Raw genomic sequence first — 18,787 nt, 5'->3', positions numbered from 1 at the left:
CTTACTTTAAAAACGGATTGGGTAAATATGATTCATCAATTTTATAATACATGATTTTGTGATATATCACTCAAGCAACTATAAGTAAAAGTAAGCAGTCGGTGGAATCAGAAGGATAAGAGGATGAGTTATTAATTTTGAGGTAGAGGTGAACAACATGATGAAGACAGACCATACAGAACATATCGTGATTGAAGTTAACGGACAATCGGTCGTTACAGAGCCGGGCATAACTATTGTACAAGCCGCCAAAGGACAAGATGAATTTTACATTCCGCAAATTTGTTATAACGAACAACTAGGTGCTATCGAAACATGTGATACATGTATGGTCGAAGTGAATGGAGAGTTGGTTCGTGGTTGTAGTACTGTAGTCAGTTCAGGTATGCAGATTTCTACTGAATCTTCACTGGTCAAAGCAGCTCAGCAAGAATCGATGTCTCGTATTCTTAAAAATCATGAATTATATTGTACGGTCTGTGATAATAATAACGGCAATTGTGTTGTTCATAATACTACTGAAAAATTAGGAATTGAACATCAAGATTATCCTTTCCAACCGAAACCTTACCAAATCGATAATACCAATCCTTTTTATAGATATGATCCTGATCAATGTATCTTATGCGGACGTTGTGTAGAAGCTTGTCAGGATCTTCAGGTCAATGAAACGTTAACCATCGATTGGAGTCGTGATCAACCCCGTGTGATCTGGGATGATGATGTTCCTGTCGATCAATCGTCTTGCGTATCTTGTGGTCATTGTGTCACTGTATGTCCTTGTAATGCGTTGATGGAAACCACGATGGTCGGTGAAGCGGGATTCCTAACAGGCATCGATAATCAAGTGATGGAGCCAATGATTGAATTAACCAAAGAAATCGAACCAGGCTATCGAGAGATTTTCAAAGTGTCTGAGATCGAAGCTTCTATGCGTCACTCTCGAATTCAACGCACCAAAACAGTCTGTACGTATTGTGGAGTTGGGTGTAGCTTTGAAGTGTGGACCAAAGGACGTGATATTCTCAAAATCGAACCGTCTATCGATGCACCAGTGAACGGTATTTCGACATGTATCAAAGGTAAATGGGGTTGGGATTTCGTCAATAGTGAAGAACGTCTAACCAAGCCTTTGATTCGTAAAGGTGATCGATTTGTAGAATCAAGCTGGGAAGAAGCATTGAACCTAATCGCTGGCAAATTAGGCAGTATTCGTGAAGAATATGGTGCAGATTCGATCGGTTATATCGCTTCATCGAAGTGTTCTAATGAGGAAAATTACATTTTCCAAAAATTCGTTCGTTCGATTATGGGAACGAACAATGTAGATAACTGTTCACGTTATTGTCAGTCTCCAGCGACTTCGGGATTGATGCGTACTGTCGGTATGGGTGGAGATAGCGGCACAATCGAAGATATTCAGCAAGCCGATCTAGTGATGATTGTCGGTGCTAATCCTGCGGAATCGCATCCTGTATTAGCCACACGAGTGAAACGAGCACATAAACTTCACGGGCAGAAATTAATCGTATCTGATCTACGTAAAAATGAAATGGCTGAACGTGCGGATATTCATTTGCATCCAAGTCCGGGTTCTGATCTGGTCTGGGTATCGGCAGTGACCAAATATATTATTGATCAAGGTTGGGAAGACCATGGATTCTTAACAGCACGTGTAGATGGATATGAAGAGTTCCGTCAATCGCTAGATCAATATACGCTAGAGTACGCAGAACAAGTATCTGGCATCTCTCAAGCTGAATTGATTGCAACTGCTGAAATGATTCATCAAGCCAAATCAGTATGTGTGTTGTGGGCGATGGGTGTGACTCAACATCGCGGCGGAACCGATACGTCAACTGCTCTATGTAATCTATTGTTGACGACAGGGAATTTTGGTCGTGCGGGTACAGGCGCTTATCCTTTGCGTGGTCATAACAATGTGCAGGGAGCTTGTGATTTTGGAACAATGCCGAATTTCTTCCCCGGGTATGAAAAAGTATCGGATGATGATGTTCGTCATCGTTATGAGCAAGCGTGGGGAGTAGAACTTCCATCAGAACCTGGATACGATAATCATCAGATGGTTGATGCAATTGAAGAAGGTAAACTGAAAGCGATGTATCTATTTGGCGAAGATATGGCATTGGTCGATTCTAATTCCAACTTTGTAGCGGATATGTTAGGCAAATTAGACTTTTTCGTAGTGCAAGATATTTTCTTCTCCAATACAGCTCAATATGCAGATGTGATCTTGCCTGCTTCTCCAAGTCTTGAAAAAGACGGGACATTTACCAATACAGAACGCCGTATTCAGCGATTCTATGAAGTGCTCGCACCTTTGGGTGATTCCAAGCCAGACTGGTGTATTATTCAAGATGTAGCGAATGCTCTGGGTGCAAATTGGAACTACACTCATCCAAGTGAAATTATGGCAGAAGCCGCAAGTCTAGCGCCTTTATTTGCAGGTGTTCATTATGATCTATTGGAAGGTTGGAATAGTCAATTGTGGCCTGTACATCCTAATGGAACAAGCACACATTTATTGTATGAAGAGTCTTTTCATTTTCCTAATGGCAAAGCAAAATTGTATCCGGTAGAATGGACACAGCCGTATGAGCCGGAAGCGATGTATGATCTTCATTTAAATAATGGACGACTATTAGAACATTTCCATGAAGGCAATATGACGTACAAAGCAGAAGGAATTCGCCATAAAGTACCGGGCACTTGGCTTGAAGTGTCACCAGAACTAGCTGCCGAAAGAGGCATACAAGATGGCAGTAAAGTTCGCTTAATTTCTCCATTTGGTAAAGTGAAATTGTCAGTACTGGTTACAGATCGTGTCAAAGGGAAAGAATTGTATTTGCCTATGAACACTTCGAATGAAGAGGAAGCGATCAACCGCTTAACCAGTAGCTATACAGATAAAGTCACCCATACACCAAGTTATAAAGAAATTAATGTGATGATGGAAGTGCTGACAGATCAAGTGGAACATCAGGTGTCGCCTTTACCACAGGTGAATCCACGCTTCGCTACACGGCGCCCACAGATTAGTGTACGCGTAGAAGATAAGTGGAATCGATCAGACTACGAACCGATTGCTACAACGATCCAGAAGGAGCGTGAGTCCCATGGCGAGACCTATTAAGCAGATCGAACGTCATATTCCAACAGAAGCCGAAATTCAAGCCCAATTACTAGGTCTACTGATCAAAGCATTAACTGAAAATACAGAATCAATCTTGAAAATGCTGGAGATTGTCAAAGAACTCGATCGAGCAGGTGTATTGGATATTGCAGATGCTGCACTCAAAAATAGAGTCCCTATTGGAGCTATAGGTATCGATATGATTGAAGGCATGAATTTACCACCACTGATCAAAAATGCATTTACACTGGTTCAAGTATTAGGAAAGCTTGATCCAAAAGAACTAGAGAAGCTGATCAAAGCTTTAGGGGCTGGATTAGATCACCTTGGAGACCTACAAGCTGATCCTTCGCAAAAAATCTATGAGACTGATAAACCTTCTAAAGTGGGTAAAAAGAACAGTCATTCAGATGATCATCCACCAGGGGTGCTAGGATTACTCGGAATGATGCGTGATCCTGATGTTCGATCGTCTTTATCAGTGGGATTACAGTTTCTTAAAGCGATGGGTGGAGAACTCAGTAAAAAAGAACCGCCTCAAAGCTCATAATAGATAAATTTTCATCTATCAATAATCGTTAAATAAATGCAAATAAACCTGTAAATAACACAAGAAAAAAAGAGGAACTGATTATTGTTGAGATCAGTTCCTCTTTTTTATACTGTATGAATATTCATTTAGGATGAATATTGTATTTGTAGGATTAGTACGTTTTAACTGCTTTGTATTGAGAAGCAGGTTTAGTCAAAGTAGTTGTTTTACCGTTTTGTTTAAGTGTTGCATCGATAGTTGTATCTACTGTTACCCATTGACCATTCAAGAAAACTTCGTTCCAAGCATGATATTCTTTAACGTTAGTAGAGTTACCCATAACCAATTTAGTAGGAACACCTACGCTACGAAGCATTGCTGCATTTAGAGAAGCATAATCATAGCAGATGCCTGTGTTAGATACTAATGTATTTGCTGCATCAGGTACATATACAGCAGGTAATGCACTAGCAAATTTATAATCATATTTTACGTTAGTTGTAATGTAGTTGTAGATGGCTTGAGCTTTTTGCTCGTCTGTTGTAGCGTTTTTAGTCAATTGTTGTGCTTTGCTGATTAAAGCAGGAGCATTTTTCCAATCTACATTTTGAGTGGAAGCAAGATAGACAGCATTTGAGTCGTCAAGGTTCATTTCAAGAGAATCACCTTGGATTTTTTTGTAGCTGTTACCTGATGTGTTCTCAAGGATCGTTACATTGTATGTTCCATTACCTAGTTGTAAAGGGAAAGAAGAATCGGATTGAGAAGCGTTAAGATCGTAAGTGTAGTTCACATCGTTTTTGCTGATCATTAATTTAGTACGAGTGTGAGAAGGTGCATTATAGTGAACGGCGATAAAGCCTTCGCTTACTGTTGAAGTGTCTAACCAAGAGTCAGTAGTAGTTGTTGTAGATGCATAAGTATGCGTCGGAGCGAAAGAGATAAGAGTGAATGCTGTCAAGCAAGTTAGCAAAAGTTTTTTCATGAGAATTATTCCTTTCGGTAGCTGGCTGCCATGTATACAAGGCCCTTTAGCTTTGCGTCCCAGTCTTTCGACAGGTTTGCCGTTATCGTTTGAATTTTAGTTTAAATTTGCATATATTACATAAAAAGGATATTGAGAGTATAAGAAAAAGCTTCTTCATTCGGTGGCTGGCTGCCAACCTCTAAGAGGTAAGGCCCTTTAGCTTTGCGTCCCAGTCTTTCGACAGGTTTGCCATTATCGTGCTGAAGCTTTTATGGTTAGTGTTAAAAAATCCTAAACCTTAAAAGTTACTTGTGGTTCACATTTACTATAATATCATTAAATCAAGAAAAATCAACTAGAAATATTTGTCGATATGCGCTCGGCATGGATAATAAGTCTATGAGTCGGATTGACTAGAGGATCACAAGTAACCAGCGTGATTTCTTCACGATTCGGATTACTTTCTAATACTGATACGTCAGTAGGTTCCACTATACTTATATTATCGGTTTTATATTCGAAAAGTGTACCCCTAGACTCAATTTTTATAATATCGCCTACTTTTATTTCATTTAAACGGTTAAATAATCGTCCATATTTGTGAGCACGATGAGCTGCAATGGCGAAGTTTCCTTTTTCACCTAATTGATCGGTTTCGGAAATGTGTACAGCTGCACTACGCATATTCTCACGAGTTGCTCCTTCTACTATCGGTAATTTCACATCAATCTTATCAATAGTAATAATACCGAGGATCTCTCCTTGTACCGGTGGAGGAGCCGTAGTTGATGATTCGCTTTCTTCATTGAGCAGATGATTGACTTTGGCATATCCACTTTGTAAATTAGTAGGTTGAGCAGTCGATTGTGCCATAGCTTCATTTTCAGCTTCATCTAATAAGCGACTTTGTTGCCAATCCGAATACCATTCATTCACTTGTGGATAAGCAAGTATTATAATCCCTAGCAAAATGAATACATAAGACCACTTTTTCATTATCATCACTCCGTATCTCTAGTTGTATATAATAAAACGCAGAAAAAGCCCCGATATATGTTCGGGGCGGTAGGACAATCATAGAAGTATAGTGATCTATACTCGTTAGACTCCACACTTTGCGTCCCATTCTTTCGAATGGTTTGCTTTTTTCCATAGATATCATTAAAAATTGAAGTTACTGCTAATAGTATCATTGATAGTAGGCACAGTAAATAAGTAAGTGAGATAATAACAGGGTTAATATAATAAAATATTTCTTACTCATTGGTAAACTTCAATTGGCAAGCGAAAGGAGATTAAATATGGTTGGGATTATCATGCATGCTTTGTTATTAGCATTGGGGCTTATTTTGCCTTTAGGTGTACAAAATATTTTTATTTTTCAACAAGGAATGGTGCAACGTCGATTCTGGCGGGCTTTGCCAGCGGTTATTACAGCAGGGGTATGTGACACATTGCTGATCAGTCTGGCTGTAGGTGGAGTCTCTTTATTAGTGCTTGGTCTGCCGTGGATTAAGCATGTATTAATGATCGGTGGAATCGTGTTTCTTCTATATATGGGGTATATCACATGGAGGAGTAGTATTCAGGCTGAACAAGGGAATCGTAATGCCTTATCCATCCGCAAACAGATTGTTTTTGCTTTATCAGTGTCTTTACTCAATCCACATGCGTTGTTAGATACCATTGGTGTGATTGGTATTAGCTCGCTACCTTATGAAGGAAGCGATAAATTTGTTTTTACAATCACATGTATTATCGTGTCATGGGTATGGTTTGTAGGTTTAGCAGTTAGTGGGCATTGGGTAGGTCGACTGGATCAATCAGGGAAGTGGTTGCCTTTGTTGAATAAATGTTCAGCAGTAATGATCTGGGGGATTGCTTTGTTTCTTTTGTATCGTTATGTATTCGGAGCATTTTAGATCAGAGATACTACTATCGAAGATTCAAGGCGTGCCAATAAATCACCAAAAACCTCTATATCACTGCATACTCTCAGTAATATAGAGGAGACTGGTTTTACTTAGAATACAAGAATGATATTTATTTAGCTTTCTTTAGCGTGATCTACAGATGCTGTTTGATCTGTAGAGATGTGATCGGCTACAGGTACACCAAAATTCGGGGTATGGTCTGCATTCCAATGAATGATCTGAGCACGCATATGACGGTTCGGATCGTATAATGGATTACCTGAAATTTCTTTGTAATTACGAGCATGATAGATCATGACATCCTGTTGTCCATCTTCTGATACTGTGAAGCAATTATGTCCGGGGCCATACTGAGAATGGGCTTCGGCTGTACCAAAAACGGGTTGATCACTTTTGATCCATGATGCTGCATTTAGAATATCGCTATGAATATCAGCAGTAAGTAGTCCCATACAATAATGATGATCAGTAGCGCTGGCAGAATAACTGATAAATAATTGATCTTGTTTGCGTAAAAAAGCAGGGCCTTCATTGACTTTGAATCCGATACATTCCCATGATAGTTCGGGAATACTGAGTCTGGTTGGCGTACCTTTTAACGTCCAAGGATTATCCATTATAGATAGATAAAGATTAGAGTTACCATCGATTTCAGGTTCTTTTTGCGCCCATAATAGATATTGCTGATCTTGATGTATAAATGTAGTCGCATCTAGAGCAAATGTATCCCAAGGTGTCATGATTTGTCCTTTTTCTACCCAAGTACCTTCCAGCGGATTAGGATGATCATTTTCCAGTACAAACATACGATGCTGGAAAAGCCCATCGACAATCTCGTCTGTAGCGGCTGCGGCAAAATAGATATACCATTTCTGATGAATATAATGAATTTCAGGAGCCCAGATTAAATGGCTCATCGGCCCTGTATCCGGCTTACGCCATACGATAACAGGTTCTGCATCTGCAAGACCTTGAATATGGGTAGCCCGCCGAAGCTCTATATAATCAAAAGAAGGCACAGAGCCGGTAAAATAATAATAATCATCGGTATGTCGATACACCCACGGATCGGCACGTTGTTCAATAATCGGATTGCGGTAAGTGGTTGTGGATGAAGAAGTAGGTGAAGATTGAGTATCCATCTCAAGACTCCTTTATATAATCCATAGTGTGTTGGGACTGATATGCACTGATTATCCTTTGACTGCACCAGCGGTGACGCCACCGATAATGTATTTCTGTGCGAAAAGATAGAACACCATAATCGGGATCATAGATAAAATAATGGCTGCAAATGCCATATTAATCTCTGATGTGTATTCTCCGAAAAATTGGAACTGAACTAATGGTAAGGTGGAAGCTTCTTTTTTCTGAACGATAATCATCGAGACGACAAAATCATTCCAAGCTCCAAGCGCGCTTAATACCAGAATGGTTGAATTAATTGGCTTCAGTAGCGGGAAAATAATACTGAAAAATGTCCGATATCTGGATGCGCCATCTAACATTGCTGATTCTTCTAATTCGCGTGGAACTGTCTTAATAAAACCTACATACAAGAAAGCGAAATATCCTATCTGTACACCGGTTAATGCAATAATTAGACCGGGAATCGTGTTGAGCAAATGCAGTTCTGTCCACGTTTTGTACAGAGGGAACATCAATACTTGAAAAGGCAACATAATACTAGACATAAACAGATAATAGAAAAAGTTATAAAAGCGATTGTTGTTACGTGCGATCATATAAGCCGCCATCGAACAGACGGTGATCGTTAATAATACGGTGCCAATAGTCGTCAGCACACTGTTGCGTAAAGCAAGAAAAAAGTTAGAAGCGGCGATCGCATCACTGTAATTGGACCATGCAATATGTGTTGGAAAAGCCAGTGGACTTTGAGCCGTTTCGATGGGTGTCTTAATCGAATACACGATAGCGATATAAAACGGAAATAAAAACAAAATCGCGATAATATACAACATAATAATTCGGATTAACTTGGGAAAGCGACGTTTTGACGTTTCTTTGACTCGTACAATCGGAACCGAAGTATTCAATATTCCACCTCTCTTCTCCGGAAATAGTTAGTGACAAACACAGTTACGATCAAAATAAAGAAGAATAACATAAGAGCTGCCATCTGCCCGTAACCGGCTTTGAAATAAGGAAACTCATAATTATACACATACATAGCCAGTGTCTCGGATGATGTACCCGGGCCGCCTTTCGTAGCGACCATCGGATAATCAAATTGTCGTAATCCTGTACCGATCCAGAGCGGAATACAATACGTGAAAGCAGGCATTAACAAAGGAACTGTAATTTTGGAAAATTGAATCCAACTGCCAGCTCCATCAATATGCGCTGATTCGTACATATCTTTGGGAATGGTCTGTAGTCCTGCGTAATAGATGACCATTGCCAGACCGACTTCTTTCCAGACACTAATAATCGAAATGCCTAGCATAACGGTAGTCGGATTTCCCAATAATCCTCCATCGGTATGGAAAATCGTTGGGAAAATATCGCTGTAAATATAACGCCAGATAATAGCAGCTAGCACCAGGCTGATCACCATCGGCATAAATATAAAGCTTTTGAGCAAATTAACGCCCGGGAACTTAGTATTTAGCGCAACTGCCAGACCAAGTCCGATCACATTGATAAATACGGTCGTAAAGATCGCAAAAAACAGTGTGTTTTTAATCGGATTCAATAGCTCTGTATCGGTAAATAATAATTTGAGATTGTGCAAACCTACATAATCGTAAGACATATCAATCCCGTTCCAGTTAGTAAAAGCAATATTGACTCCACGAAAGAAAGGGAACACAACAACAAGGCAAAAGAAAAGTAAAGCAGGAACGATAAAGGTGAACTTGAGCAGTTCGTCTTTGTACTTACGGGTCACGAGATCACCACCAGATTAGTTAGAATAGGATACTTACGATTAATTCATTTTGTTGATTCGAGCGAAATCAGCATCTAATTTTTGTAGCAATTCATCGACGCTACGTGTTGCAGGATCAGAGACAAGGAAGAATGTTAAATCTTTTTGCCATGTATCATCATATTGTCCGTACCAGAGAGGTTTAACCTGATTGTTAACAACTTTGCCGGTTTTGAAGATTGTTTGAAATTCTTCAGAGATTGGATCTTGTTTGGCTGGTTTGATATCTGCTGAGATTGCGCTTAGTGTCTGTACGCCATCTGCCCAGATTTGAGCACCTTCATCAGATGCCATAAATTCTAAGAATTTTTTAGCGGCATCTAGGTTTTTGGATTGAGCACCGATCATCCATGTATCATCTGTAGAGTAAGTCATGACATTATTCTCAGGCGTATCTGTTGCTGGATACATAAAGACACCGAAATTACCTTCAGGGTTATAGCTACGAATCGTTCCAATAGCAAAGCTACCCATAATATCCATTGCCGCTTTACCTTGAGCAAAATACTGAAGCGAACGATCATAATCAATATCAGCAGCATCTTTGTTAGCAAAAGAACTAAGTGTATTTACACGAGTCAAGAAATCTTTGTAACCCGGAATCGCTGCAAAAGTAGTCTCTCCTGCCATCATTTTGCCTGCATAATCAGGATTGTCTTTAAGCAAATTACCCCACATATCAGGCCACATAAAGCTCATATATGAAGCGCCATCTTTCCATGAAGCGGCAAAAGGAGTGATATCTTTGGATTGTAACGTTTGTGCTACTTTCACTAATTCAGAGTATGTTTTAGGAACTTCTACGCCTGCTTTTTTGAATAAATCTTTGTTGTAGATGACAGCGTTGGTCATTAGATCAGTAGGTAATCCGTATACTTTGCCATCGTAGGAAACGTTGGGGAGATAATCTTTATTTACTTTTTGAATAAAAGGTTCATTGGTAAGGTCTAGAAAAGCACCTGCTTTGGTAATATCGACCATACCTTGCGGACGACCGAAAATAATATCAGGTACATCGCTTGCAGCCACTTTCATTTTGATATTGTCATTGTATTTATCCACAGGCATGACTTGCACATCGAACGTAATATTGGGATTCAACTCCGTAAACCGGTCGGTTAATTTTTTAAATGTATCGACTTTGGGCTTCTCCACCATATAGTGGGTAACTGTTAACGTTACTTTGTCATTGGCTCCACTTCCACCTGAAGCAGAAGAAGAATCGGTAGAGTTACCACAAGCAGATAAAAGGGTCGTCACCAGTAGCAAAGAAGAAAGTAAGATACCTGATTTTTTCATAATTGACCTCCAAATTTAAAATGTAAACGCTTTATTCCTGTAGTATACGGCTCAAATTTTAGAATTTATATACTCAATTGGTTATAAATTTAATAAAAATATGTTTTATATAAAAAGTATATTTATGTGCTATAATCAGCTCCAAATAAAAATGTATACGTTTACAATAAAAGTGCTATGCTATAAAAAATGTAAACATTTGATGACGGAGGTGAGAATAGACATGAAGAAAATGCCACTGTATAAGCAGATCAAACAGCAGATCAAAGATAAGATTATTTCAGGGGAATTACGATACAAAGATCGTGTGCCTTCCGAGCAAGAGATTATGGATGAATATCAAGTGAGTAAGATTACAGTGAAAAATGCGTTGATTGGACTGGCTGAAGAAGGATGGGTGACCCGTATTCAAGGAAAGGGGACATTTGTATGTTGGAATGAGCAAGAGGAGAGTAATCATACGCAATCGGAATATCTTTCCGGGCATCATCAACAGGGATCATCCAGTGTACCTACTGCCCATTTACCATTGATTGGTCTGATTATTCCTACAATGAAGACCAGTGTCATCCAGAAAATGATCGATTATACAGAATATTATGCAGGGCAATTGGGTTATCAATTGATCCTTCATATTACACGTGAATCGTCGAGCAATGAGACAGAAGCTATTGTTCGGCTATTGTCGATCGGAGCGCAAGGGATGATTGTGTTTCCAACAGAGGATGAGAAATACAATGAATCGTTATTGCGATTATCACTGGATAAATTTCCATTTGTGTTTATGGATCGCTATTTACGCAATATTGAGACGTTCCGAATCACTTCAGATAATTTGAGTGCGGCTTATGAAGCGATTGTCTATTTATTGAGCAAAAAGCATCGTCATATCGCGTTAATTTCACCGGATCGAACCAATACCGTCATTGAAGATCGTACATCGGGTTTTGAAAAAGCATATATCGATCATCATATCTCAATCGACAAAAATCTATGGTGTCATATTCCGTTGGATATTTTGCGTAATGAGCAGGGGAAAGAATATATTACCCATTTCATGAATCACCATTCGCAGGTGACTGCTGTACTGGCTTTAAGTGCAGAAGCAGCCAAATTAACATATGCTTCACTGGTAGAACTGGGAAAGACAGAGGATGTAGAATTGATTTCTTTTGATAATCCAGAATTGCCGGGTATCGGGTACTTGAAGCAAGATGAACGAACGATAGCGAGATTAGCTGTAGAGTTAGTGCATGCACAGATCAAAGGCAATCATGAACCGCAGCATAAAGTGGTACAAGTGAGTCTGAATTTGCAACAATTGATCTAAACGTCTAAAAGGTGAAAAAAGCCTTCAAAAGATCATTAATCGATCATTTAAAGGCTTTCATATTTATCCTAATCAAGCTTAATTATTGAGTTGATTTGTATTGTTGAATAAACGAAACGGCTTGCCGAATATCTTGCTCCGGTTGGTCACCGACTTCACGTTCGATCGTCAGATAACCGGTATACCCGATATCTTGTAAGGCGGCAAAATAAGCTTGGAAATCAATGCTTCCTTCACCCAGTGGAACCTCGCTAAATCCAATACTTCCATCATTCATCGCAGCAATCTGTTCATGACTCAGGTCACCATATACATCATGCGGATTGACCTCACGTGTACGAACGCCATCTTTGACATGAGTATGCACGATATAGTCACGTAATATATATACACCTTGCACCGGATCATCACCGGTAACCATCACCATATTTGCTGGATCGTAGTTGACTGCAACGCCTTTACTTTCTAAAGAATCGAGAAAAGATTTGAGACGTGATGCAGGTTCAGGGCCAGTCTCTATCGCAAAATAACCGCCTAAATCAGAAGCAAAAGCAGCCAGTTTATTACAGGCCGATTGCATCACTTTATACATAGGATCGTTCTCATCTTCAGGCACAATACCGATATGAGTGGTTACGATCGGACTGCCTAGCTCAAGTGCCAGCGTCATGACTTTTTTGGATTTTTCGATTTTCCAGATATTATCTGCTTCATTGCGGAATCCGTTGCCTCCATAATCTGCACATAAAGCAGACACTTCCAGTCCAAGTTCAGCCAAATATTGTTTGAGTTCAGCACGAGCTTGTGCATCTAAGTGATCAGGGTCCATTTCACCTTGTGTTGCCCAAATCTGTACACCATCTGCACCGACTTCTTTTGCTTTTTGCAAATCGGCTTTGAGTCCTAGACCAAAGCTATCAGAGATAACACCAATCTTGCCTAATGTTGTGACCATGTCATTACACCTCATCCCATATTCTTTGTACATTTTCAAGTCCGATTCGAGCGCCAAGCAAGTCATTTTCTAATCCTTCAAATTCCACAGAAACATATCCATTATATCCAGACTGCTTTACAATCCGCAGTACTTCCCACATATCAATATCACCCTGACCAATGATCGCTCCACGTAGATATTGTCCAGCTGTACTGGTAAACCAACCTTCACCTGGATGACGATAAGCAGGACGAATATAGAAATCCTTCACATGCACCATCGAAGCATATGGCAAATTTTGAGGAACAGCTGCGATTGGATTTTCATCGGCACATAAAAAGTTGCCGATATCGAGTGTTGTTTTGTAATTGGGGCGATCAACAGCTTGGATAAGTGCTTGTACACGATCAGCTTGTTGAATAAAAAAACCATGATTTTCGACACTGGTCGTGATGCCATACTGCTGTGCATGATCTGCGATACGTCGACAAGCTGAAGCGAGACGATCTAACTGTTGATTGAAGTGTTGAATCGATACGTCTGTGGATGAAGCTACATCATGACGCATTAATTTGACTCCTAATTGATGGGCGATATTGACTTCATCCATCACACGCTGTATTTCTTTCTCATAGGCTTCATCGCTATCGGTTAGAAAGTTAGCTCCAATAGCATAATTAGAAATTTCGATATCTCGCTCTTTGGCTCGCTGAACAATGTGTTCGATCAGTTCAGGCTGTTCGGTCAAATTATAGCTTAGCGGTACAATCTCCACATGAACAGCTCCATGATCTGCGGCAAAATCGATCACATCCACTACATTCATTGCGCCCGAACTTAATTGCCCGTGTAGACTATAGGTGCTCAGTCCAAGTTTCATAATCGTACCTCCTTGCCAAGCTTGGCAGATTCGTAGATAGCTGTAAGCATACGCATCATCTGTACACCATCTTCAACAGGGCTTAGTGGTTGCTTACCTGTCTGAATACAGTCGATAAAATGCTTGATTTCATTATCAAAAGCTTGTTCAAATTGAAAATCTTTATGATCGGTCTGAGGTTCTATATTGAGAACTGTATTGTATTTTTCAGTGGTGATATGAACCGCAGGATCGACTTCAAAACCACCTTTAGTGCCATACAATTTGATCATGCCTTCATTTTGCTTGGCATGCAGGCTAAAGCTTACATCTACTATTAATGAAGCGCCATTGGTAAAGCGGATCATTGCATTTGCCATATCTTCAACATTGTTCTGAGTAGCATCATAATCCGCAGCTTGATAACGGGATAGATGTTCTACATTGGCTCGATTACCGAGTTCGTAATACGTATTCCCACTCACCGATAACGGTTCAGGTCGCCCCATGAGATACCAGCAGAGATCGATGGCATGTACACCAATATCGATTAAAGGCCCTCCACCGGAACGTTCAATATCACTAAACCAACCGCCCGGATTACCAAGACGACGAATATAAGAAGCTTTGGCATAATAAATAGTACCGAAGTCTCCTTGTTGACTAAATTGGTTCAACATCTGTGCATTAGCATCATAGCGACGTACAAATCCGACTTGTAGTAATTTGCCTGACGCCTTTACCGCAGCTTGTACTTGTTCTGCTTCTTCGACCGTACGACAAAGAGGCTTTTCGACCAGTACATGTTTGCCTGCTTGTAGAGCAGCGATACTAATTTCGGCATGACTGTTATTCCATGTAGAGATACTGACAGCATCTATAGCCGGGTTATCTAGCAGATCCTGATAGTTTGTATAAGCGGTAGCGCCTTCATATTGTCTAGCGACTGTCTCTGCACGTTCTGCATTGAGATCACAGACACCGATAATCTGTACATCTGGATGCTTGTGATAAGGCTTTAAATGAAATTCTGAGATACTGCCTACACCGATTACACCGATTCCAATTTTGGCTGTCATAGATAGTCTCCTTTAGGTTGAAATAGTATGAAATATGTATTTCTCTGGTAAAAGATATTGCTTTGTTGAAATTATATAATGGATCGTCATGGTGGTCATGAAGCAGTGTGCGGTTTGTTTGTACTATTGTGCGATTTGAAATGATACAATAAAGAAAGAAAAGCAATGTGAATGTGCATTTTGCTGGTAAAGGAGTAGGGAAATGAACTGGCCTGTAGATTTGCAAGAACCGATGAATATGCCTGATCCTTATTTTCCAATCAAAATGAATTTTTGCCATTCTTCAGAGTACGGGCAGATTCTTTTCCCGCATCACTGGCATCCTCATATGGAGTTTCTTTATTTTGAAGAAGGCGAAGCGATTATAGAATGTAATTCGGTACCGATTCATGTACAAGCAGGAGATATAATTGTGTTGAATAGTAACGATCTGCATCATGGAATGAGTCTATGTAATCATCTGGTTTATTATGCGCTTATTGCGGATCTGTCTTCATTACAAAGTCTTTCTCAAGATGCGGTAGAGACCAAATTTATTACACCAATGACGCAGAATCGTTTACTTTTTCAAAGTTATATTACAGAAGATCCTGCACTTGATCAGTGTATGACCGAGATTATACATGAATTCAAAACACGTCATTTGGGGTATGAGTTATCGATCAAATCTAATATGTATCGCTTGCTTGCGATGCTTGTACGTCAATATGTAATTGAAGATTTAAACTGGCAAAATCATCATAGTCGAATCAAGAATTTAGAACGATTTACACCGATTTTGCAACATATCGAACAGCATTATGCAGAGGAGATTCCTGTAGAACTATTGGCTCAAATGGCAGGATTAAGTCGTTTTCATTTTAGCCGTCTTTTTCACGAATTAACGAATCGGACAGTGACTGAATATATCAATCGTGTACGTATTAATCGAGCCGAATATTTATTGCTCAATAGCAGTATGACGGTAGCCGAGATCGCGATGGCTTCAGGATATAACGATATTTCTTATTTCAGTCGTACGTTTAAAAAATATCGTAACGGTTCACCTACTGAAATACGTGCATCATTTGCAAATGTGGAATAATACAAAAAAAGTCCGCCTCATGGGCGAACTTTGATCGATGATTGATTTGAATTTTTCCAATTAGCAATAGCATCACTTACTTCTTTATCTCTTAATTGATCATTTGATCCAGGAATTGTTGGGGAAACTTCATAGTTAGAAAAACGATTTTTTGTTAATGATGTAATAGAGGAAATATTTTTTTTTGATAGGTTGGTTTGGGTAGTTTGCTTTTTCATTTCATCCACCACCTTTGCTTAAGTATACATCAATTAAATGTTGTCCAGCAAGACAAGGTATCATCATTCGAGTTGAACCGATACGTTCTGCACCATATTCTTTTATATAATGTGTAATCAATCCTGTTTTGGAATCGAAAGCAACAAAGCCATCTCCACCTTGCTCTAAATGTCTTTTTGTAGCAAATGCAAATAAATGATGTGCTATATATTTATATTTTTCCTGTGAGCCACGATTGCGGGGAGCTTTTTCAATTAAATGTATCCATACATGATCTCCTCTGTTTTCTAAAGCAATAGCACCTTCAACATAAGTAGAATGCTTAGTAGTTAATATGTAAACTTCAACGTTCGGGTACTCGAAATATAATGTCCAATCAAATGTAAGTGTCCAGTCTGATTTTGTATGCTGAATATCAATTAATTTTATTGGAGTTATACACATGTGGATCATTTTACCTGTACTATTTTCTACTAACATGTGAACACCTCAAACTATAATTTATGTAAATGAATAATAGTTATAGTTTAACAAATACCATTTATAAAGCACAGACAAACTGCAAAAGTAAAATTGACTATAGAAGTTAAATAGTTATTTGAATCTAATAAACGGGGTGCATAGGATGATGAATATACAGAATTATTTTGCTGTGACTGCGGAGCAACAGGAATTGGTTCAATGGATCGGAGATATAGCAGATCAGTATGCAGATGGAGCAGTAGAAGCGGATGAACATAATCAGTTAAATACAGAATTGATTCAAGCGCTCAAAGATGCAGGCTATCATACATTTTCTGTTCCTACAGAGTATGGTGGGAAAAGCATTTCACTGACTGACTTTTTGCTCTGTCAGGAACGGATCGCACAAGTGGATGCACCGACAGCGATTGCGATAGGTTGGCATCATATTTCGATGTTTAATCTATCACAAAGTCGGGCTTGGGATGAAGAGGTTTTTGCTGATCTATGCCGTGATGTGGTTGAGCGTGGTGCTTTAATCAATCGAGCGGATTCGGAAGCGGCAACAGGCAGTCCTTCACGTGGAGGTAAGCCCCAGACCCAAGCGAATCGTTCAGGAGAAAGTTATGTATTGAATGGCAGAAAATCGTTTACGACGATGTCACCGATGCTTGATTATTTTCTGATCTCAGCCACGCTTGAACCGGATGGTAATGTAGCTGATTTTCTGATTCCACGTACTGTAGAAGGTGTATCGATAGATCCTGTCTGGGATATGGTAGGGATGCGAGGAACGGCTAGTCACAATCTAGTATTAGAAAACGTTATATTACCTGCTAAAGCTTGTGTGGGTATACGTCCGAATGTGAATCCCAATCAACCGCGTAAATGGGAATTAAGTGCATATATGATGAATATTCCAGCCAGTTATCTAGGAATAGCGATAGCAGCACGACAACATGCGCTTGATTTTGCATCGACGTATCAACCGAATAGTGTCAATGAGCCGATTATTCATTTACCTCATATCCAGCAGAAATTAGGGCAGTTAGAGCTTGAGCTCACCACAGCACGTCACTTTATGTATGCTGTAGCGAATCGTTGGGATAGAGAACAAGAGCATTCGGCATCAACTGGAAAAGAATCATTTTCGGATTACCAGAATTGGATTAGCCCTGATCTTGCAGCAGTCAAAACAGTAGCGATTCAAGCCGCTATCTCTGTAACCGATCAAGCAATGCGTATTGTCGGCGCTCATAGTCTAGCGATGAGTCATCCATTGCAACGATTATATCGCGATGTACGTTTTGGACTGCATAACCCGCCGATGGATGATGTAACGATCACTCAACTGGCACAACGAGCGATTCGAACACAACTTTAAAAAAATGGTTACCAAGTGAATAGTATCTACGTATGTTAAACAGGGAATTGAAATAATGTATACCAAATAAAGCGTAATTGCGAAAAGGACGAGATATTTTGTTAATTAACACACTGGCATGGATTGGCACATTGTTTATGGTATTGTCTGTTATATTGAGCAGTCGAGGATTTGGAGAAATTGGTGTTAGAAGGCGTAATGATGATGCTGAAATACAAGCATATATGGAGCGCAAAAGGAAAAGAATTCAGTGGGCGATTCGAAGTTTTGGCGTAGCTGTTGTGTTTTATATTTTGGTTTTTATTATTTACGCTGTAGGATAACGTAATAAAGATCATGTTGACATTGTCTGGAAAAACGTTATATGATGGTCACAATTCAGGCAGGAAGACCTGAATGTATTCTATACACCACAAAAATAAGGTAATACCCATACATGAAAAGGAGGTCGCGAGAAGATGAGTTATAATCCCAATTTGACGCTATTGGATCTATATACAGACGAACCACGTTATCAGAGTCAGCATTATTGGATACGTATTATAACGACTTATCATTCTGATCGGACCTCGCAAGATTTGTTTTCTTGCTGAATAC

At 39.5% G+C, this 18,787-nt stretch carries 18 protein-coding genes and 3 riboswitches; of the genes, 7 read left to right on the top strand and 11 right to left on the bottom strand.

Translation table 11 applies throughout. The features are described 5' to 3' along the window. The first annotated feature begins 157 nt into the window (after nt 1-157). Both fdhF and PTI45_RS06480 read left to right on the top strand, forming a co-directional pair. On the top strand, nt 158-3,154 hold the full coding sequence (fdhF, locus tag PTI45_RS06485) for a formate dehydrogenase subunit alpha (RefSeq protein ID WP_425415569.1): 2,997 nt from the start codon (nt 158-160) through the stop codon (nt 3,152-3,154). Further along, nucleotides 3,138-3,704, top strand: a complete 567-nt coding sequence (locus tag PTI45_RS06480) for a helical membrane plugin domain-containing protein (protein ID WP_069326724.1) — start codon at nt 3,138-3,140, stop codon at nt 3,702-3,704. Before fdhF ends, PTI45_RS06480 begins: the two co-directional genes overlap by 17 nt. A 154-nt stretch (nt 3,705-3,858) precedes the next feature. On the opposite strand, the gene PTI45_RS06475 is transcribed toward PTI45_RS06480, so the two are convergent. Both PTI45_RS06475 and PTI45_RS06470 read right to left on the bottom strand, forming a co-directional pair. Continuing rightward, nucleotides 3,859-4,671, bottom strand: coding sequence for a transglutaminase-like domain-containing protein (locus tag PTI45_RS06475; protein ID WP_069326723.1), 813 nt, complete (start codon nt 4,669-4,671; stop codon nt 3,859-3,861). 13 nt (nt 4,672-4,684) lie between these two features. Then, a riboswitch (cyclic di-GMP riboswitch) is annotated at nt 4,685-4,762 on the bottom strand. Between the two features lie 68 nt (nt 4,763-4,830). Continuing rightward, nucleotides 4,831-4,914: riboswitch (cyclic di-GMP riboswitch) on the bottom strand. Nucleotides 4,915-5,004: 90 nt separating this feature from the next. Further along, nucleotides 5,005-5,649, bottom strand: a complete 645-nt coding sequence (locus PTI45_RS06470; RefSeq protein WP_083243388.1) for a sortase — start codon at nt 5,647-5,649, stop codon at nt 5,005-5,007. A gap of 62 nt (nt 5,650-5,711) precedes the next feature. Next, nucleotides 5,712-5,807: riboswitch (cyclic di-GMP riboswitch) on the bottom strand. Nucleotides 5,808-5,954: 147 nt separating this feature from the next. Here PTI45_RS06470 and PTI45_RS06465 point away from each other — a divergent pair. Continuing rightward, a complete protein-coding gene (locus PTI45_RS06465; protein WP_069326721.1) occupies nt 5,955-6,575 on the top strand; it encodes a LysE/ArgO family amino acid transporter in 621 nt (206 codons plus the stop codon). Nucleotides 6,576-6,700: 125 nt separating this feature from the next. Here PTI45_RS06465 and PTI45_RS06460 read toward each other — a convergent pair whose 3' ends face one another. The 4 genes from PTI45_RS06460 to PTI45_RS06445 are packed head-to-tail and all read right to left on the bottom strand — an operon-like array spanning nt 6,701 to nt 10,836. Further along, a complete protein-coding gene (locus PTI45_RS06460) occupies nt 6,701-7,729 on the bottom strand; it encodes a glycoside hydrolase family 43 protein (RefSeq protein ID WP_069326720.1) in 1,029 nt (342 codons plus the stop codon). Nucleotides 7,730-7,780: 51 nt separating this feature from the next. Continuing rightward, entirely contained in the window at nt 7,781-8,644 is an 864-nt protein-coding gene (locus PTI45_RS06455) for a carbohydrate ABC transporter permease (RefSeq protein WP_083243387.1), read from the bottom strand. Then, nucleotides 8,641-9,498: a carbohydrate ABC transporter permease gene (locus PTI45_RS06450; RefSeq protein WP_069326719.1), complete on the bottom strand. Its 858-nt coding sequence runs from the start codon at nt 9,496-9,498 to the stop codon at nt 8,641-8,643. Before PTI45_RS06450 ends, PTI45_RS06455 begins: the two co-directional genes overlap by 4 nt. Nucleotides 9,499-9,537: 39 nt before the next feature. Then, complete coding sequence (locus PTI45_RS06445; protein ID WP_069326718.1) at nt 9,538-10,836, bottom strand: ABC transporter substrate-binding protein; 1,299 nt, start codon at nt 10,834-10,836, stop codon at nt 9,538-9,540. A gap of 223 nt (nt 10,837-11,059) precedes the next feature. Here PTI45_RS06445 and PTI45_RS06440 point away from each other — a divergent pair, with 223 nt between their 5' ends. Next, a complete protein-coding gene (locus tag PTI45_RS06440; protein WP_069326717.1) occupies nt 11,060-12,166 on the top strand; it encodes a GntR family transcriptional regulator in 1,107 nt (368 codons plus the stop codon). An 82-nt stretch (nt 12,167-12,248) separates the two neighbouring features. On the opposite strand, the gene PTI45_RS06435 is transcribed toward PTI45_RS06440, so the two are convergent. The 3 genes from PTI45_RS06435 to PTI45_RS06425 are packed head-to-tail and all read right to left on the bottom strand — an operon-like array spanning nt 12,249 to nt 15,041. Next, entirely contained in the window at nt 12,249-13,121 is an 873-nt protein-coding gene (locus PTI45_RS06435) for a sugar phosphate isomerase/epimerase family protein (RefSeq protein ID WP_069326716.1), read from the bottom strand. 4 nt (nt 13,122-13,125) lie between these two features. After that, nucleotides 13,126-13,983: a sugar phosphate isomerase/epimerase family protein gene (locus PTI45_RS06430; protein ID WP_069326715.1), complete on the bottom strand. Its 858-nt coding sequence runs from the start codon at nt 13,981-13,983 to the stop codon at nt 13,126-13,128. Continuing rightward, entirely contained in the window at nt 13,980-15,041 is a 1,062-nt protein-coding gene (locus tag PTI45_RS06425) for a Gfo/Idh/MocA family protein (RefSeq protein WP_069326714.1), read from the bottom strand. Before PTI45_RS06425 ends, PTI45_RS06430 begins: the two co-directional genes overlap by 4 nt. A gap of 202 nt (nt 15,042-15,243) precedes the next feature. Between PTI45_RS06425 and PTI45_RS06420 the strand changes: the two genes are divergently transcribed. Beyond that, the gene (locus tag PTI45_RS06420; RefSeq protein ID WP_069326713.1) at nt 15,244-16,125 is read left to right on the top strand and encodes an AraC family transcriptional regulator; all 882 of its coding nucleotides are present in this window, start codon (nt 15,244-15,246) and stop codon (nt 16,123-16,125) included. A gap of 17 nt (nt 16,126-16,142) precedes the next feature. Here the strand turns inward: PTI45_RS06420 and PTI45_RS06415 are convergent, their stop codons facing one another. Both PTI45_RS06415 and PTI45_RS06410 read right to left on the bottom strand, forming a co-directional pair. Beyond that, nucleotides 16,143-16,343 carry a hypothetical protein gene (locus PTI45_RS06415; RefSeq protein WP_069326712.1) on the bottom strand — a complete coding sequence of 67 codons (201 nt, stop codon included), beginning with the start codon at nt 16,341-16,343 and terminating at the stop codon, nt 16,143-16,145. A gap of 1 nt (nt 16,344) precedes the next feature. Further along, nucleotides 16,345-16,824: a hypothetical protein gene (locus PTI45_RS06410; RefSeq protein WP_069326711.1), complete on the bottom strand. Its 480-nt coding sequence runs from the start codon at nt 16,822-16,824 to the stop codon at nt 16,345-16,347. Nucleotides 16,825-16,969: 145 nt separating this feature from the next. Between PTI45_RS06410 and PTI45_RS06405 the strand changes: the two genes are divergently transcribed. Together PTI45_RS06405 and PTI45_RS06400 are read left to right on the top strand one after the other, a co-directional pair. Then, nucleotides 16,970-18,190: an acyl-CoA dehydrogenase family protein gene (locus PTI45_RS06405; protein WP_245703440.1), complete on the top strand. Its 1,221-nt coding sequence runs from the start codon at nt 16,970-16,972 to the stop codon at nt 18,188-18,190. A gap of 98 nt (nt 18,191-18,288) precedes the next feature. Next, on the top strand, nt 18,289-18,513 hold the full coding sequence (locus PTI45_RS06400) for a hypothetical protein (protein WP_069326710.1): 225 nt from the start codon (nt 18,289-18,291) through the stop codon (nt 18,511-18,513). Nucleotides 18,514-18,787: the final 274 nt, after the last annotated feature.

This window comes from Paenibacillus nuruki, assembly GCF_001721045.1.
Classification (GTDB): Bacteria; Bacillota; Bacilli; order Paenibacillales; family Paenibacillaceae; genus Saccharibacillus; species Saccharibacillus nuruki.
Note: the sequence above shows the minus strand (reverse complement) of the source record. Positions and strands in the feature narration are given on the sequence as shown.

Coding starts and splice junctions, on each gene's coding strand:
- PTI45_RS06420 (WP_069326713.1), top strand. CDS start 15,244: ATGAACTGGCCTGTAGATTTGCAAGAACCGATGAATATGCCTGATCCT.
- PTI45_RS06480 (WP_069326724.1), top strand. CDS start 3,138: ATGGCGAGACCTATTAAGCAGATCGAACGTCATATTCCAACAGAAGCC.
- PTI45_RS06465 (WP_069326721.1), top strand. CDS start 5,955: ATGGTTGGGATTATCATGCATGCTTTGTTATTAGCATTGGGGCTTATT.
- PTI45_RS06415 (WP_069326712.1), bottom strand. CDS start 16,343: ATGAAAAAGCAAACTACCCAAACCAACCTATCAAAAAAAAATATTTCC.
- PTI45_RS06435 (WP_069326716.1), bottom strand. CDS start 13,121: ATGGTCACAACATTAGGCAAGATTGGTGTTATCTCTGATAGCTTTGGT.
- PTI45_RS06470 (WP_083243388.1), bottom strand. CDS start 5,649: ATGAAAAAGTGGTCTTATGTATTCATTTTGCTAGGGATTATAATACTT.
- PTI45_RS06425 (WP_069326714.1), bottom strand. CDS start 15,041: ATGACAGCCAAAATTGGAATCGGTGTAATCGGTGTAGGCAGTATCTCA.
- fdhF (WP_425415569.1), top strand. CDS start 158: ATGATGAAGACAGACCATACAGAACATATCGTGATTGAAGTTAACGGA.
- PTI45_RS06445 (WP_069326718.1), bottom strand. CDS start 10,836: ATGAAAAAATCAGGTATCTTACTTTCTTCTTTGCTACTGGTGACGACC.
- PTI45_RS06440 (WP_069326717.1), top strand. CDS start 11,060: ATGAAGAAAATGCCACTGTATAAGCAGATCAAACAGCAGATCAAAGAT.
- PTI45_RS06410 (WP_069326711.1), bottom strand. CDS start 16,824: ATGTTAGTAGAAAATAGTACAGGTAAAATGATCCACATGTGTATAACT.
- PTI45_RS06475 (WP_069326723.1), bottom strand. CDS start 4,671: ATGAAAAAACTTTTGCTAACTTGCTTGACAGCATTCACTCTTATCTCT.
- PTI45_RS06405 (WP_245703440.1), top strand. CDS start 16,970: ATGATGAATATACAGAATTATTTTGCTGTGACTGCGGAGCAACAGGAA.
- PTI45_RS06460 (WP_069326720.1), bottom strand. CDS start 7,729: ATGGATACTCAATCTTCACCTACTTCTTCATCCACAACCACTTACCGC.
- PTI45_RS06430 (WP_069326715.1), bottom strand. CDS start 13,983: ATGAAACTTGGACTGAGCACCTATAGTCTACACGGGCAATTAAGTTCG.